Annotated in this window: 13 protein-coding genes; 12 read left to right on the forward strand and 1 reads right to left on the reverse strand. The window is 62.6% G+C overall.

Annotated features, from left to right (window positions below; all coding sequences use genetic code 11):
* Positions 1-413 precede the first annotated feature (413 nt).
* The 12 genes from arcD (at position 414) to AC3WK8_RS09875 (ending at position 14,844) form a co-directional block, all read left to right on the forward strand.
* Complete coding sequence (arcD, locus tag AC3WK8_RS09820) at positions 414-1,841, forward strand: arginine-ornithine antiporter (protein ID WP_085597359.1); 1,428 nt, start codon at positions 414-416, stop codon at positions 1,839-1,841.
* Positions 1,842-1,890: 49 nt separating this feature from the next.
* A complete protein-coding gene (gene arcA, locus AC3WK8_RS09825) occupies positions 1,891-3,147 on the forward strand; it encodes an arginine deiminase (protein WP_053131448.1) in 1,257 nt (418 codons plus the stop codon).
* Between the two features lie 77 nt (positions 3,148-3,224).
* Positions 3,225-4,235: an ornithine carbamoyltransferase gene (locus AC3WK8_RS09830; protein WP_022640460.1), complete on the forward strand. Its 1,011-nt coding sequence runs from the start codon at positions 3,225-3,227 to the stop codon at positions 4,233-4,235.
* Between the two features lie 62 nt (positions 4,236-4,297).
* Complete coding sequence (gene arcC / locus AC3WK8_RS09835) at positions 4,298-5,227, forward strand: carbamate kinase (RefSeq protein ID WP_103324739.1); 930 nt, start codon at positions 4,298-4,300, stop codon at positions 5,225-5,227.
* A gap of 68 nt (positions 5,228-5,295) precedes the next feature.
* Positions 5,296-5,655, forward strand: coding sequence for a DUF5064 family protein (locus AC3WK8_RS09840; protein WP_085597361.1), 360 nt, complete (start codon positions 5,296-5,298; stop codon positions 5,653-5,655).
* A gap of 158 nt (positions 5,656-5,813) precedes the next feature.
* A complete protein-coding gene (gcsR, locus tag AC3WK8_RS09845; protein ID WP_103324738.1) occupies positions 5,814-7,322 on the forward strand; it encodes a transcriptional regulator GcsR in 1,509 nt (502 codons plus the stop codon).
* Between the two features lie 426 nt (positions 7,323-7,748).
* Entirely contained in the window at positions 7,749-8,132 is a 384-nt protein-coding gene (gcvH, locus tag AC3WK8_RS09850; RefSeq protein WP_103324737.1) for a glycine cleavage system protein GcvH, read from the forward strand.
* Positions 8,133-8,142: 10 nt separating this feature from the next.
* The gene (gcvP, locus tag AC3WK8_RS09855) at positions 8,143-10,992 is read left to right on the forward strand and encodes an aminomethyl-transferring glycine dehydrogenase (protein ID WP_103324736.1); all 2,850 of its coding nucleotides are present in this window, start codon (positions 8,143-8,145) and stop codon (positions 10,990-10,992) included.
* Positions 10,993-11,113: 121 nt separating this feature from the next.
* Entirely contained in the window at positions 11,114-12,490 is a 1,377-nt protein-coding gene (locus AC3WK8_RS09860) for an L-serine ammonia-lyase (RefSeq protein WP_022640465.1), read from the forward strand.
* Positions 12,491-12,529: 39 nt separating this feature from the next.
* Positions 12,530-13,654, forward strand: coding sequence for a glycine cleavage system aminomethyltransferase GcvT (gene gcvT, locus AC3WK8_RS09865; RefSeq protein ID WP_103324735.1), 1,125 nt, complete (start codon positions 12,530-12,532; stop codon positions 13,652-13,654).
* A gap of 391 nt (positions 13,655-14,045) precedes the next feature.
* Complete coding sequence (locus AC3WK8_RS09870) at positions 14,046-14,258, forward strand: cold-shock protein (protein WP_007977299.1); 213 nt, start codon at positions 14,046-14,048, stop codon at positions 14,256-14,258.
* Between the two features lie 97 nt (positions 14,259-14,355).
* On the forward strand, positions 14,356-14,844 hold the full coding sequence (locus tag AC3WK8_RS09875) for an RDD family protein (protein WP_022640467.1): 489 nt from the start codon (positions 14,356-14,358) through the stop codon (positions 14,842-14,844).
* Positions 14,845-14,902: 58 nt separating this feature from the next.
* Here AC3WK8_RS09875 and nadA read toward each other — a convergent pair whose 3' ends face one another.
* Positions 14,903-15,961 carry a quinolinate synthase NadA gene (nadA, locus tag AC3WK8_RS09880; protein WP_103324734.1) on the reverse strand — a complete coding sequence of 353 codons (1,059 nt, stop codon included), beginning with the start codon at positions 15,959-15,961 and terminating at the stop codon, positions 14,903-14,905.
* Between the last annotated feature and the right edge of the window lie 11 nt (positions 15,962-15,972).

Consider the following 15,972-nt stretch of genomic DNA (forward strand, 5'->3'; position numbering starts at 1 on the left):
TTAGACGCAATTAAATAACTTTCTAGGAATTTGATTCTGATAGTAACAGTCAATTAATCATCCTTTATTCGGGCACTCCGCGACTACCCGCCAGAACACACTGAATAACCGAGTATTTTGTCAAGAGTATGTACCAAGTGCCATCATCACTCTCGCCTTAATTAGCAAGCGGCATGATTTGCATATTCTTTGAAAGGGTCTAGCGTCAATCGACATCGATAATGGAAGCCACCTCTTGAAAGGAGATCAAAGCCTTATGGGATGGGCCTTGCAGGGCTGCATTCTACCTCTCGCTATAAGACTTAAGTCATTCATTCACAACGAAATGCAGCAATTGACTGATCCAAGTCAGCAGTTTGGATTGGCGACAGACTTAATCTGAAGTCTCTCTTCTCCTGCATTGGAGTCATGCGATGTCTGAATCTCCCGGAAAACTAAAACTGGGCGCATTAGTCGCCTTGGTAGTGGGTTCCATGATTGGCGGGGGGATCTTTTCCCTGCCGCAGAACATGGCAGCCAGCGCCGATGTCGGGGCAGTTCTTATTGGTTGGGCAATTACTGCAGTCGGCATGTTGACATTGGCATTCGTCTTTCAAACCCTGGCCAATCGCAAACCTGACCTGGATGGCGGTGTATATGCCTACGCCAAGGCCGGATTCGGCGACTACATGGGCTTCTCCTCAGCTTGGGGCTACTGGATCAGCGCCTGGCTGGGCAACGTCGGCTACTTCGTCCTGCTGTTCAGCACCCTGGGTTACTTCTTCCCGATATTTGGGGAGGGGAACACTCCTGCTGCGGTGATCGGTGCCTCGGTCCTGCTCTGGGCGGTGCACTTTCTGGTGCTGCGCGGGATCAAGGAAGCGGCTTTCATCAACCTGGTGACCACGGTGGCCAAGGTAGTGCCGCTGCTGCTGTTCGTACTGATCGCGCTCTTCGCCTTCAAGCTGGACATCTTCACCGCTGACATCTGGGGCGTGAAGAACCCGGACCTGGGCAGCGTGATGAACCAGGTACGCAACATGATGCTGGTCACCGTCTGGGTGTTCATCGGCATCGAGGGCGCGAGCATCTTCTCTTCCCGGGCGGAAAAACGCTCCGATGTGGGCAAGGCCACCGTCATTGGCTTCATCACCGTGCTGCTGTTCCTGGTGCTGGTGAACGTGCTGTCCCTGGGGATCATGACCCAGCCGGAACTGGCAAAGCTGCAGAACCCATCCATGGCCGCAGTCCTGGAACATGTGGTGGGCCACTGGGGCGCGCTGCTGATCAGCATCGGCCTGATCATCTCGCTGGTGGGAGCGCTGCTGTCGTGGGTCCTGCTGTGCGCCGAGATCATGTTCGCCGCCGCCAAGGACCACACCATGCCGGAGTTCCTGCGCCGCGAGAACGCCAACCACGTACCGGCCAACGCCCTGTGGCTGACCAACGTCATGGTGCAGGTCTTCCTGGTCATCACCCTGTTTTCCAAGGGCACCTACCTGTCGCTGATCTACCTCGCCACCTCGATGATCCTGGTGCCGTACTTCTGGTCGGCGGCTTACGCGGTGCTCCTGGCAGTGCGTGGCGAAAGCTACGAACAAGCCCTGGCCGAGCGCAAGAAGGACCTGGTGATCGGCGCCATCGCCCTGCTCTACGCGGTGTGGCTGCTGTACGCCGGCGGGGTCAAGTACCTGCTGCTCTCGGCCCTGCTCTACGCCCCCGGCGCGGTGCTCTTCGCCAAGGCCAAGATGGAATTGCACAAACCGGTTTTCACCCGTGTCGAGAAGCTGATCTTCGCGGCCGTGCTCCTGGGCGCCGCAGCGGCTGCCTACGGCCTCTACGACGGCTTCCTGACCCTGTAGCTGCACCTGCATTACCCCCTGATTGTTTTGTCTCTGGAGGATCACAGTAATGACCACGGAAAAAGTTAAGTACGGCGTCCATTCCGAAGCCGGCAAACTGCGCAAAGTCATGGTTTGCTCCCCAGGCCTGGCCCATCAGCGGCTGACTCCGAACAACTGCGATGAACTGCTGTTCGACGACGTGCTGTGGGTGGCCCAGGCCAAGCGCGATCACTTCGACTTCGTCACCAAGATGCGCGAGCGGGATATCGATGTGCTGGAGATGCACAACCTGCTGACCGACATCGTCGCCATCCCCGAAGCCTTGGACTGGATCCTGGAGCGCAAGATCACCGCCAACACCGTTGGCCTGGGGCTGGTGGAGGAAGTCGGCTCGTGGTTGCGTAGCCTGGAGCCGCGCAAGATCGCCGAATATCTCATCGGCGGGGTCTCGGCCGATGACCTGCCCAGCAGCTTCGGCGGCAGGACCATCGAGATGTTCCGCGACTTCCTCGGCCATGCCAGCTTCATCCTGCCACCGCTGCCCAACACCCAGTTCACCCGCGATACCACCTGCTGGATCTATGGCGGCGTGACCCTCAACCCCATGTACTGGCCGGCGCGACGCCAGGAAACCCTGCTGACCACCGCCATCTACAAGTTCCACCCCGAGTTCACCAACGCCGACTTCCAGATCTGGTACGGCGACCCCGACCAGGAGCATGGCGCCTCCACCCTGGAAGGCGGTGACGTCATGCCCATTGGCAACGGCGTGGTCCTGATCGGCATGGGCGAACGCTCGTCCCACCAGGCCATCGGCCAACTGGCGCGCAACCTGTTCAAGAACAAGGCCGTGGAGCGAGTGATCGTTGCCGGCCTGCCGAAGTCCCGCGCGGCGATGCACTTGGACACCGTGTTCAGTTTCTGCGACCGCGACCTGGTCACCATCTTCCCCGAAGTGGTCAATCAGATCGTTCCCTTCACCCTGCGCCCTGACGAGAGCAAGCCCCACGGCATCGATATCCAGCGCGAGAAGACCAACTTCCTCGACACCGTGGCCGCCGCCCTCAACCTCAAGGCCCTGCGGGTCGTGGAGACCGGCGGCAACAGCTTCGCCGCCGAACGCGAGCAATGGGACGACGGCAACAACGTGGTGGCCGTGGAGCCCGGCGTGGTCATCGGCTACGACCGCAATACCTACACCAACACCCTGCTGCGCAAGGCCGGTGTGGAAGTCATCACCATCAGCGCCGGAGAACTGGGTCGCGGCCGTGGCGGCGGCCACTGCATGACCTGCCCGATCGTGCGTGACCCGATCGACTACTGAGCCTTTAGAAGACCCGCTGTCCGACCGCGCCTGCCCGGCGCCGGTCGGGCCGATCACCGAATTCGAGGAAAATCACCATGGCCTTCAATATCCACAACCGCAACCTGCTGAGCCTGGAACACCACACCCCACGCGAGCTGCGCTACCTGCTGGACCTGTCCCGCGATCTCAAGCGCGCCAAGTACACCGGCACCGAGCAACAGCACCTGAAGGGCAACAACATCGCCCTGATCTTCGAAAAGACCTCCACCCGTACCCGCTGCGCCTTCGAGGTAGCGGCCTATGACCAAGGGGCCAACGTCACCTACATCGACCCCAACTCCTCGCAGATCGGCCACAAGGAAAGCATGAAGGACACCGCCCGGGTGCTGGGGCGCATGTACGACGCCATCGAGTATCGCGGCTTCAAGCAGGAGATCGTCGAGGAACTGGCGAAGTTCGCCGGGGTGCCGGTGTTCAACGGCCTGACCGACGAATACCACCCGACCCAAATGATCGCCGACGTGCTGACCATGCGTGAGCACGCCGACAAGCCGATCCACGAGATCAGCTACGCCTACCTGGGCGATGCTCGCAACAACATGGGCAACTCGCTGCTGCTGGTGGGCGCCAAGCTCGGCATGGACGTGCGCATCTGCGCGCCCAAGGCCCTGTGGCCACATGACGACCTGGTCGAGCGCTGCAAGAAATACGCTGAGGAAAGCGGTGCGCGCATCACCCTCACCGAGGACCCGAAAGCCGCGGTCAAGGGCGTGGACTTCATCCACACCGACGTCTGGGTCTCCATGGGCGAGCCGGTGGAAGCCTGGGCCGAGCGCATCGAGCAACTGCTGCCCTACCAGGTCAACACCCAGCTGATGAAGGCCACCGGCAACCCACGGACCAAGTTCATGCACTGCCTGCCGGCCTTCCACAACAGCGATACCAAGGTCGGCAAGCAGATCGCCGAGCAGTATCCGCACCTGGCCAACGGCATCGAAGTCACCGATGACGTGTTCGAGTCCCCGGCCTGCATCGCCTTCGAGCAGGCGGAGAACCGCATGCACACCATCAAGGCGATCCTGGTCTCGACCCTGGCCGACCTGTAAATCCCCTTCGGCACCGGCGCTGCCCAGGTAGCGCCGGCACCGGACTCTAGAAGGACTGCATTATGCGTATCGTCGTTGCATTGGGCGGTAACGCCCTGCTGCGCCGTGGTGAACCCATGACCGCGGACAACCAGCGCGCCAACATCCGCATCGCCACCGAACAGATCGCCAAGATCCATCCCGGCAACCAGCTGGTGATCGCCCACGGCAATGGTCCGCAAGTGGGACTGCTGTCGCTGCAGGCGGCGGCCTACACCCAGGTCTCGCCCTACCCGCTGGACGTGCTCGGCGCCGAGACCGAGGGCATGATCGGCTACATCATCGAACAGGAACTGGGCAACTTGCTGGACTTCGAGGTGCCCTTCGCCACCTTGCTGACCCAAGTGGAAGTGGACGCCAGGGACCCGGCGTTCAAGAACCCGACCAAGCCCATCGGCCCGGTCTACGACAAGGAAGAAGCCGAGCGCCTGGCCAAGGAAAAAGGCTGGGCCATCGCTGCGGACGGCGACAAGTTCCGCCGCGTGGTGGCGAGCCCGACACCCAAGCGCATCTTCGAGATCCGTCCGATCAAGTGGCTGCTGGAGAAAAGCAGCATCGTGATCTGCGCCGGTGGTGGCGGCATCCCGACCATGTATGGCGAGGACGGCAAGCTCCAGGGCATCGAGGCGGTGATCGACAAGGACCTGTGCTCGGCGCTGCTGGCCCGGCAACTGGAAGCCGACCTGCTGGTGATCGCCACCGACGTCAATGCGGCGTTCATCGATTTCGGCAAGCCGACCCAGAAGGCCATCGCCCAGGCCCATCCGGACGAAATCCAGAAGCTGGGCTTTGCCGCCGGCTCCATGGGGCCCAAGGTCCAGGCGGCCTGCGAATTCGCCCGGCAGACTGGAAAAGTCGCGGTGATCGGTTCACTCTCGGACATTGAAGCCATCGTCCAGGGCCAGGCCGGCACGCGCATCAGCACGGAGAAACCCGGCATTAGCTACCTGTAGACGCCCGCTGCCGGAACACGGGCAGGCCCATCGCCTGCCCCTCTTCAACGCCCAGGAGGACAACGCCTATGGCCATGTTTGAGCCCGGTCACCTGCATATCGAGCGCCATGCGCTGAACAAGGACGACTACAGCTACAACCTGTGCATCGACTATGAAGTGGCCCATGACCCCAAGGAGGGCCGGGGCATGCAATTCACCCTGCACGGCACCATCGAGGACAAGCCACTCAAGGAACAGTTCTTCCTGGCCAAGGACCAGGCCTTCGATTTCGCCCGCCATGCCGCGCGTATCGCCCAGCAACACGGGATGCCCAAGAGCGCCAATATCTCGTCCCTGCACAAGTACTACGACGAGATGTTCGAGGATGTGCGCAAGCAACTGGACATCAAGTCCGGCGACCCGATGAACCCCGAACACCTGGAATAAGTCCCGGGCAGCTGCGAGCCTGCCGGCGCCAGTCACGCCCGGCGGTCTTGCGCACCTGCCCCGGACCTTGCTCGGCGCCGGCCACGGCGACTTCGACTAAGCCCCGCGCCCAAGGCATACTGGCAGCCCTCCAGTGCCCCAGAACCTTCCGTCACCCCATGCGTATCCACGTCAGTTTCATCGACCGCGTCGGCATCACCCAGGAAGTGCTGGCCCTGCTCGGCGGGCGCAACCTCAACCTGGATGCGGTGGAAATGGTGCCGCCCAACGTCTACATCGACGCCCCGACCCTGAGCCCGCAAGTCCTGGATGAGCTGCGCGACGCGCTGTTCAACGTACGAGGTGTACAGGCCGTGACGGTGGTCGACATCCTCCCCGGACAACGCCGCCACCTGCAGCTCGATGCCCTGCTGGCCGCCATGACCGACCCGGTGCTGGCCCTGGACAGCGCCGGCAAGGTGCTGCTGGCCAACCCGGCGCTGGTGGCCCTGTATGGCCGTGAGCCTGCGGGGGAAAGCGTGGCCGAGCTGTTCGCCGACCCCGGCCTGCTGGCTACGCTGCTGGAACAGGGCTTTCGCCTGCCGCTGCGGGAAGTCACGGTCAATGGCCAGACCCTGTTGCTCGACGCCATGCCCATCACCGACGCCGGCGCACTGCTGACCCTGTACCAGCCCAATCGCATCGGCGAGCAGTTGTCGGCCCTGCACCACGATCATGCCGAGGGCTTCGATGCCCTGCTCGGCGAGTCGCCGGCGATCCGCACCCTCAAGGCCCGGGCGCAACGGGTCGCGGCCCTGGATGCACCGTTGCTGATCCAGGGTGAAACCGGCACCGGCAAGGAACTGGTGGCCCGCGCCTGCCACGCCATCAGCGCTCGCCATGGCGCGCCGTTCCTGGCCCTGAACTGCGCGGCGCTGCCGGAAAACCTCGCCGAGAGCGAACTGTTCGGTTATGCCCCCGGCGCCTTCACCGGGGCCCAGCGCGGGGGCAAGCCAGGGCTGATGGAGCTGGCCAACCAGGGCACGGTATTCCTCGATGAAATCGGCGAGATGTCGCCCTACCTGCAAGCCAAGCTGCTGCGCTTTCTCAATGACGGCAGCTTTCGCCGGGTCGGTGGCGACCGCGAGATCAAAGTCGATGTGCGCATCCTCAGCGCCACCCACCGCGACCTGGAGAAAATGGTCGCCGAGGGCAGCTTCCGCGAAGACCTGTTCTACCGCCTCAATGTGCTGAACATCGAAGTGCCGCCATTGCGCGAACGCGGTCAGGACATCCTGTTGCTGGCCCGCTATTTCATGCAGCAGGCCTGCACCCAGATCCAGCGGCCGGTATGCCGGCTGACCCCGGGCACCTACCCGGCGCTGCTGGGCAACCGCTGGCCGGGCAACGTGCGCCAGTTGCAGAACGTGATCTTTCGCGCGGCGGCGATCTGCGACGGCAATCTGGTGGACATCGGCGACCTAGACATCGCCGGGACCTCGGTAGCGCGCCAGAACGATGCCGAGGTCGAGAGCCTGGAGCAGGCGGTGGAAGGTTTCGAGAAAGAGCTGCTGGAAAGCCTCTATGTCCATTACCCCTCGACCCGGCAGCTGGCCAACCGCCTGCAGACCTCCCACACCGCCATCGCCCATCGCCTGCGCAAGTACGGTATCCCCGGCAAGCCCTGAAGCAGGCTGCACTGCTTCTTTAGCAGCGAAGCTCGCTCGCGAAAATCTCAACGACGCCGCAATGCCTGGAGCCTGCGCAGCGCCCTCGGCTTCTATCGCGAGCAAGCTGCGCTCCTACAAAAAACGGGCGAAAAGCGACCTCCATCTGTACTGAAAGCGCTACAGCGGAACGATATCGCTACAGTCGCGTCAAGCCTCTGTTCTCCAAGACTTTGATCCCAAAAGCGTTTTTTTCGCAGCCAGGGCTGTAGCGATTTCGCTACAGCCGATCCAGTCATTTGCTCGCCAAAATAACTCAAGCCATTGATTTATAAAGAATAAATAAGAATTGGCCATGTTCTTGCTATGGATATCGCCATTCGGCTCGGCCCCGCACGAGCATTCAATCGCGTCCACCAGACGAAATCTGGCCCCTGAGGAGTTTCCATGAGCGAGTTGCGTTTTACCGAAGATCACGAATGGCTGCGTGCTGAAGCCGATGGCAGCGTCACCGTTGGCATCACGGCTTTCGCGCAGAACGCCCTGGGCGATGTGGTGTTCGTGCAACTGCCCGAATTGCAGGGCTACGACAAGGGCGCCGAAGCCGCCACCGTGGAATCGGTGAAGGCTGCCAGCGGCGTGTACATGCCCCTGGACGGCGAAGTGGTCGCCATCAACCCGGCCCTGGAAGACCGCCCGGAACTGGTCAACGAAGACCCGCTGGGCGAAGGCTGGTTCTTCCGCTTCATTCCTGCCGATGCCGGCGCTGTGGGCCAACTGCTCGACCAGGACGCCTACGACCGCCTGATCAAAGCCAACGCCCAAGCCTGAGGAATCCGTGATGACCGTCAACCTCACCACCGCCAACGAATTCATCAGCCGCCATATCGGCCCGCGCCAGGACGATGAGCAAGCCATGCTCAACCGCCTGGGCTTCGACTCCCTGGAAGCCCTGAGCGCCAGCGTAATCCCCGAGAGCATCAAGGGCACCAGCGTGCTGGAACTCGGCGCCGGCCAGAGCGAAGCCGATGCCCTGGCTTCGATCAAGGCCATCGCCGCCAATAACCAGCTGTTCAAGACTTATATCGGCCAGGGCTACTACAGCTGCCATACGCCTTCGCCGATCCTGCGCAACCTGCTGGAAAACCCGGCCTGGTACACCGCCTACACCCCATACCAGCCGGAGATTTCCCAAGGCCGCCTGGAAGCCCTGCTGAACTTCCAGACCCTGATCAGCGACCTGACCGGCCTGCCGATCGCCAACGCCTCCTTGCTCGACGAAGGCACTGCCGCCGCCGAAGCCATGACCTTCTGCAAGCGCCTGAGCAAGAACAAGGGCAGCCATGCCTTCTTCGCCTCCGTGCATTGCCACCCGCAGACCCTGGACGTACTGCGCACCCGCGCCGAACCCCTGGGCATCGAAGTGGTGGTGGGCGATGAACGCCAGTTGACCGATGTCAGCCCGTTCTTCGGCGCCCTGCTGCAATACCCGGCCAGTAATGGCGACCTGTTCGACTACCGTGAGCTGGCCGAACGTTTCCATGGGGCCAATGCCCTGGTGGCCGTGGCCGCCGACCTGCTGGCCCTGACGCTGTTGACCCCGCCGGGCGAATTCGGCGCCGACGTAGCCATCGGCAGCGCCCAGCGCTTTGGCGTGCCACTGGGCTTCGGTGGCCCGCACGCGGCCTATTTCTCCACCCGCGATGCGTTCAAGCGCGACATGCCTGGCCGCCTGGTCGGCGTCTCGGTGGACCGTTTCGGCAAGCCGGCGCTGCGCCTGGCCATGCAGACCCGCGAACAGCACATCCGTCGCGAGAAGGCCACCAGCAACATCTGCACCGCCCAAGTGCTGCTGGCCAACATCGCCAGCATGTATGCCGTGTACCACGGTCCCAAGGGCCTGGTGCAGATCGCCCAGCGCATCCACCAGCTGACCGCGATCCTCGCCCAGGGCCTGGCGCAACTCGGCCTGGCCCCGGAACAGCAGGACTTCTTCGATACCCTGAGCCTGCACACCGGCGCCCGCACTGGCGCATTGCATGAACAAGCGCGTGCGCAGCGCATCAACCTGCGGGTGATCGACGCCGAGCGCCTGGGCCTGTCCCTGGACGAGACCTGCTCCCAGGCCGACGTCGAAACCCTGTGGCAGCTGCTGGCCGAAGGCAAGCCGGTACCGGACTTCGCCAGTGTGACCCAGGCCGTCTCCAGCCGCATTCCGGCGGCGCTGGTACGCCAGTCGGCGATCCTCAGCCATCCGGTGTTCAACCGCTACCATTCGGAAACCGAGCTGATGCGCTACCTGCGCAAGCTGGCGGACAAGGACCTGGCCCTGGATCGCACCATGATCCCGCTGGGCTCGTGCACCATGAAGCTCAACGCCGCCAGCGAGATGATCCCGATCACCTGGGCCGAGTTCGGCGCGTTGCACCCCTTCGCCCCGACCGAGCAAAGCGCCGGCTACCAGCAACTGACCGACGAACTGGAGGCGATGCTCTGCGCCGCCACGGGCTATGACGCCGTGTCGCTGCAGCCCAACGCCGGCTCCCAGGGCGAGTACGCCGGCCTGCTGGCGATCCGTGCCTATCACCAGAGCCGTGGCGAAGGCCGTCGCGATATCTGCCTGATTCCATCCTCGGCCCACGGCACCAACCCGGCTACCGCCAACATGGCCGGCATGCGCGTGGTGGTCACTGCCTGCGACGCCCGGGGCAACGTGGATATCGAGGACCTGCGAGCCAAGGCCATCGAGCACCGTGAGCACCTGGCCGCGCTGATGATCACCTATCCCTCGACCCACGGCGTGTTCGAGGAAGGCATTCGCGAGATCTGCGGCATCATTCATGACAACGGCGGCCAGGTGTACATCGACGGCGCCAACATGAACGCCATGGTCGGCCTCTGCGCCCCGGGCAAGTTCGGCGGCGACGTGTCCCACCTGAACCTGCACAAGACCTTCTGCATTCCCCATGGCGGTGGCGGCCCTGGTGTCGGCCCGATCGGCGTCAAGTCGCACCTGGCGCCGTTCATGCCGGGCCACGCGGTGCTGGACAACAAGCAGGGCGCCGTCAGCGCCGCGCCGTTCGGCAGCGCCAGCATCCTGCCGATCACCTGGATGTACATCCGCATGATGGGCGGTGCCGGGCTCAAGCGTGCCTCGCAATTGGCGATCCTCAACGCCAACTACATCGCCCAGCGCCTGGAAGAGCACTACCCCGTGCTCTATACCGGTAGCAACGGCCTGGTGGCCCACGAGTGCATCCTCGACCTGCGTCCACTCAAGGACAGCAGCGGCATCAGCGTCGACGACGTGGCCAAGCGCCTGATCGACTTCGGCTTCCACGCCCCGACCATGTCGTTCCCGGTGGCCGGCACGCTGATGATCGAGCCGACCGAAAGCGAGTCCAAGGAAGAACTGGATCGTTTCTGCGACGCCATGATCCGCATCCGCGAGGAGATCCGCGCCGTGGAGAACGGCACCCTGGACAAGGACGACAACCCGCTCAAGAACGCTCCGCACACTGCGGCGGAACTGGTTGGCGAGTGGACGCACCCGTACAGCCGCGAGCAGGCGGTGTACCCGGTGGCGTCGCTGGTCGAAGGCAAGTACTGGCCACCGGTGGGCCGGGTCGACAACGTGTTCGGCGACCGCAACCTGGTGTGCGCCTGCCCGTCGATCGAAAACTACGCTTAAGGCAGCCACAAGCTAATAGCCTCAAGCTGCAAGCAAGAGTTGCCCGACTTCTGACTTGCAGCTTGCAGCTTGCGGCTTGCGGCTTACAGCTGCCGCTATAACAAGAAACCGGAGAACCAACATGTCCCTGAGCGTGTTCGACCTGTTCAAGATTGGCATAGGCCCCTCCAGCTCCCACACCGTCGGCCCGATGCGCGCAGCCGCGCGCTTCGTCGAGGGCTTGCGCCGTGAACAGCTGCTGGCCGCCACCGCCAGCGTCAAGGTCGAGCTGTATGGCTCGCTGGGCGCCACCGGCAAGGGCCACGGCAGCGACAAGGCCGTGCTGCTGGGCCTGGAAGGCGAACACCCGGACACCGTGGATACCGAAAGCATCGGTGCTCGCCTGCAAGCGATACGCAGCAGCGCAAGCATCAACCTGCTCGGCGAACAGCGCATCGCGTTCAACGAGAAAGAACACCTGGCGCTGATCCGCAAGCCCCTGCCCTATCACCCCAACGGCATGATCTTCCGTGCCTTCGATAGCGCCGGATTGCAGATCCGCAGCCGCGAGTACTACTCCGTGGGCGGTGGTTTCGTCGTCGATGAAGACGCCGCCGGCGCCGACCGCATCGTCGAGGACGCCACGCCACTGACCTTTCCGTTCAAGACCGCCCGGGAACTGATGCAGCATTGCAGCACCTACGGCCTGTCCATCAGCCAGGTGATGCTGGGCAACGAAAGCGCCTGGCGCCCGGAAGCTCAGACCCGCGAGGGCCTGCTGAAGATCTGGCAGGTGATGCAGGATTGCGTGGATGCCGGCTGCCGGCATGAAGGGATATTGCCGGGCGGGCTCAAGGTCAAGCGCCGGGCCCCGGCCCTGTACCGGCAGTTGTGCAAACACCCGGAAGCCGCGCTGCGCGATGCGCTGTCGGTACTGGATTGGGTCAACCTCTACGCCCTGGCGGTCAACGAGGAAAACGCCAATGGCGGTCGGGTGGTCACCGCCCCCACCAACGGCGCGGCCGGCATCATCCCCGCGGTCCTGCACTACTACATGCGCTTCATTCCCGGGGCCAACGAGGACGGGGTGGTGCGTTTTCTCCTGACTGCCGCCGCCATCGGCATCCTGTACAAGGAAAACGCCTCGATCTCCGGCGCCGAAGTCGGCTGCCAGGGTGAAGTGGGCGTGGCTTGCTCGATGGCCGCCGGTGCCCTGTGCGAAGTCCTGGGCGGCAGCGTGCAGCAAGTGGAGAACGCCGCGGAAATCGGCATGGAACACAACCTCGGGCTGACCTGCGATCCCATCGGCGGGCTGGTGCAGGTGCCCTGCATCGAGCGCAACGCCATGGGTTCGGTGAAAGCCATCAACGCGGTGCGCATGGCCTTGCGCGGAGACGGGCAGCATTTCGTGTCCCTGGACAAGGTCATCCGCACCATGCGCCAGACCGGCGCCGACATGAAAAGCAAATACAAGGAGACCGCCCGTGGCGGTCTGGCCGTGAACATCATCGAGTGCTGATACCCACGCTTGGTATCGGTCCATTTTTCAGGAGTCGCCATGTCCACCGAAACACTGTTGAAAACCCCATTGCACAGCCTGCACCTGGAACTCGGCGCGCGCATGGTGCCGTTCGCCGGCTACGACATGCCGGTGCAGTACCCATTGGGCGTGATGAAGGAGCACCAGCACAGCCGCGAGCAGGCCGGGCTGTTCGATGTATCCCACATGGGCCAGATCCTGCTGCGCGGCGCCAACGCCGCCAAGGCCCTGGAGACCCTGGTGCCGGTGGACATCATCGACCTGCCGGTGGGCATGCAGCGCTACGCCATGTTCACCAATGAACAAGGCGGCATTCTCGACGACCTGATGGTGGCCAACCTGGGCGACGAGCAACTGTTCCTGGTGGTCAACGCCGCCTGCAAGGACCAGGACCTGGCCCACCTGCGCCGGCACATTGGCGAGCAGTGCGAGATCCAGCCGCTGTTCGAGGAGCGTGCCCTGCTGGCCCTGCAAGGCCCGGCGGCAGTCAGCGTGCTGGAGCGCCTGGCGCCGCAAGTGGCGCAGATGACCTTCATGCAGTTCAAGCCGGTGACGCTGCTGGGCGTCGACTGCTTCGTCAGCCGTTCAGGCTACACCGGCGAAGACGGCTTCGAGATCTCGATCCCCACGGCCCGGGCCGAGAAGATCGCCCGCGCCCTGCTGGCCGAACCGGAAGTGGCCCCGATCGGCCTCGGCGCCCGCGACTCGCTGCGCCTGGAAGCCGGCCTGTGCCTCTATGGCCATGACATGAACGAACAGACCACGCCGATCCAGGCCAGCCTGCTCTGGGCCATCTCCAAGGCCCGTCGGGCCGATGGTCCGCGGGCGGGTGGCTTCCCCGGCGCCGCAGTGATCTTCGCCCAGCAGCAGGAGGGCGTGGCGCGCAAGCGTGTCGGCCTGCTGCCCCAGGAACGCACGCCGGTTCGCGAAGGTGCGGAAATCGTCGATGCCGACGGCAATATCATCGGTAGCGTCTGCAGCGGCGGTTTCGGCCCGACCCTGGGCGGCCCGCTGGCCATGGGTTACCTGGATATCCGGTACACGGCGCTCGACACGCAGGTTTGCGCAATAGTTCGTGGGAAAAAGGTGCCAATGCTTGTAAGCAAAATGCCATTCGTGCCCCAACGCTACTATCGCGGCTAAACGACTGTTTCTATAAGTAACGCGGTTGCGTTAGAAGTGCACTAATCTGTAACGCAACCGCCATAAAACAGTGCATATTTTCGATACTGAAAGGCACTTATAACGCTCGAAAACAATTGAACAACTCTATCGAATAAGCCGTGCACGCTAGTTCCGCCAAACCTCGGCAAGCTATGTAAAACCGGGGCTTCGCGGGGCTTGTTTTTTCTCCCGTAGTTGGCGTAGAGTCTCCCCACTGTGTTTGCATGGGTCGCTTGGAATCGTGACCTGGGCAGTAGCTAACAAGTTTGCTACACCCGTTCGACGTCTCTTACTTTCCTGCAACCCAGCCCAGTACTCTTCCCCAGGGAAGAGACTGTCATTAATTTTTTAGCGTCAAAGGAAATAAGAAATGTCCCAACGTCAGAGCGGTACCGTCAAGTGGTTTAACGACGAGAAAGGTTTTGGTTTTATCACTCCAGAGAGCGGTCCGGATCTGTTCGTACACTTCCGCGCCATTCAAGGTAACGGCTTCAAGAGCCTGAAAGAAGGCCAGAAAGTGACCTTCATCGCTGTGCAAGGCCAGAAAGGCATGCAGGCTGACGAAGTACAAGCAGAAGCTTAATCGTCTGCAACGAAAAAGCCCCTGATGCTGACATCAGGGGCTTTTTTGTGCGCGCAAATCCGTAAAATGGCTTCTTTTTTCCAGATGAGAGCCTGTCATGCCCAAACACCTGCTAAGCCCCCAGGGCGAATTCCCCGCCGCCGGCCTGGGCCGTCGCCTGGCAGCGATGTTCTATGACTTCCTGCTATGTGTCGCCCTGCTGATCGTCACGGGCGGCATCTACAAGCTGATCCAGATGCAGATCATTGGCGAAGCCAAGATGCGCGCCCTGACCGAGTCCGGGGCCCTGGATGGCGACCCGTTGTACTCCACGGTCCTGCTGTTCGTGCTGTTCGGTTTCTTCGCCAAGTTCTGGACCCACTCCGGGCAGACCCTGGGCATGCAGGTCTGGGGCATTCGGGTGCAGAACGCCGACGGCAGCCGTATCAGCCTGTGGCAGGCGCTGCTGCGCTTCATGGTGTCCATCGCTTCCTGGCTGTGTGCCGGCCTGGGCTTTTTCTGGGTGCTGCTGGACAAGCAGAAACGCAGCTGGCACGACATCTATTCCAACACCCAGTTGGTGCGCATCCCCAAGCGGAAGAAATGATTCGCCCCCAATGAAAAACGCCCCGACAGATCGGGGCGTTTTTTTGCCGGGACAAGCTTCAGGCGTTGCCAGCCAGCTTCATCCGCGCGGCCTGGGTGAAATCCAGCATGCGCTTGAGCGGGCGGATAGCGTTGGGGATCAGCGCTGGGTCCACATGGATCTCGTTGCTGCCCTGCTGCAGGCAATGCAGGGTGCGCTCCAGGGTGTTCATGGCCATCCACGGGCAGTGGGCGCAACTGCGGCAGGCCGCGCCATTGCCGGCAGTAGGGGCCTCGATGAACACCTTGTCCGGGCACAGCTGCTGCATCTTGTAGAAGATGCCGCGGTCGGTGGCGACGATGAAGGTCTTGTTCGGCAGGCGCTGCGCCGCAGCGATCAGCTGGCTGGTGGAACCCACCGCATCGGCCAGTTCGATCACTGAGCTGGGCGACTCCGGATGCACCAGGATCGCCGCATCCGGATACAGCGCCCGCATGTCTTCCAACTGCTTGGACTTGAACTCTTCGTGGACGATGCAGGCACCGTCCCACAACAGCATGTCGGCACCGGTCTGGCGCTGGATGTAGGTGCCCAGGTGCTTGTCGGGCCCCCAGATGATCTTCTCGCCGTTGTCCATCAGGCTCTCGACGATCTCCAGGGCACAGCTGGAAGTCACCACCCAGTCGGCCCGGGCCTTCACCGCCGCGGAGGTGTTGGCATAGACCACCACGGTGCGCTCGGGATGCTGGTCGCAGAATGCCGAGAACTCCTCCACCGGGCACCCCAGATCCAGGGAGCAGGTGGCGTCCAGGGTCGGCATGAGCACGCGTTTTTCGGGGTTGAGGATCTTCGCCGTCTCGCCCATGAAACGCACTCCGGCCACCACCACGGTCTTGGCCGGATGGGCATTGCCGAAGCGGGCCATTTCCAGGGAGTCGGAAACACAGCCACCGGTCTCTTCGGCCAGGGCCTGGATCACCGGATCGCAATAGAAGTGGGCAACCAGCACTGCGTCCTGGGCCTTGAGCTCAGCCGCGATGGCGGTACGGAAATGGGCTTCTTGCTCGGCACTCAACGGCACGGGTTGCTTGGCGTCGAGGTGGGCTTGAACCAGAAGGCGTTCGGAAATTTGCGTCATGTTCGCAAGAC

Source organism: Pseudomonas sp. FW507-12TSA, assembly GCF_058781435.1.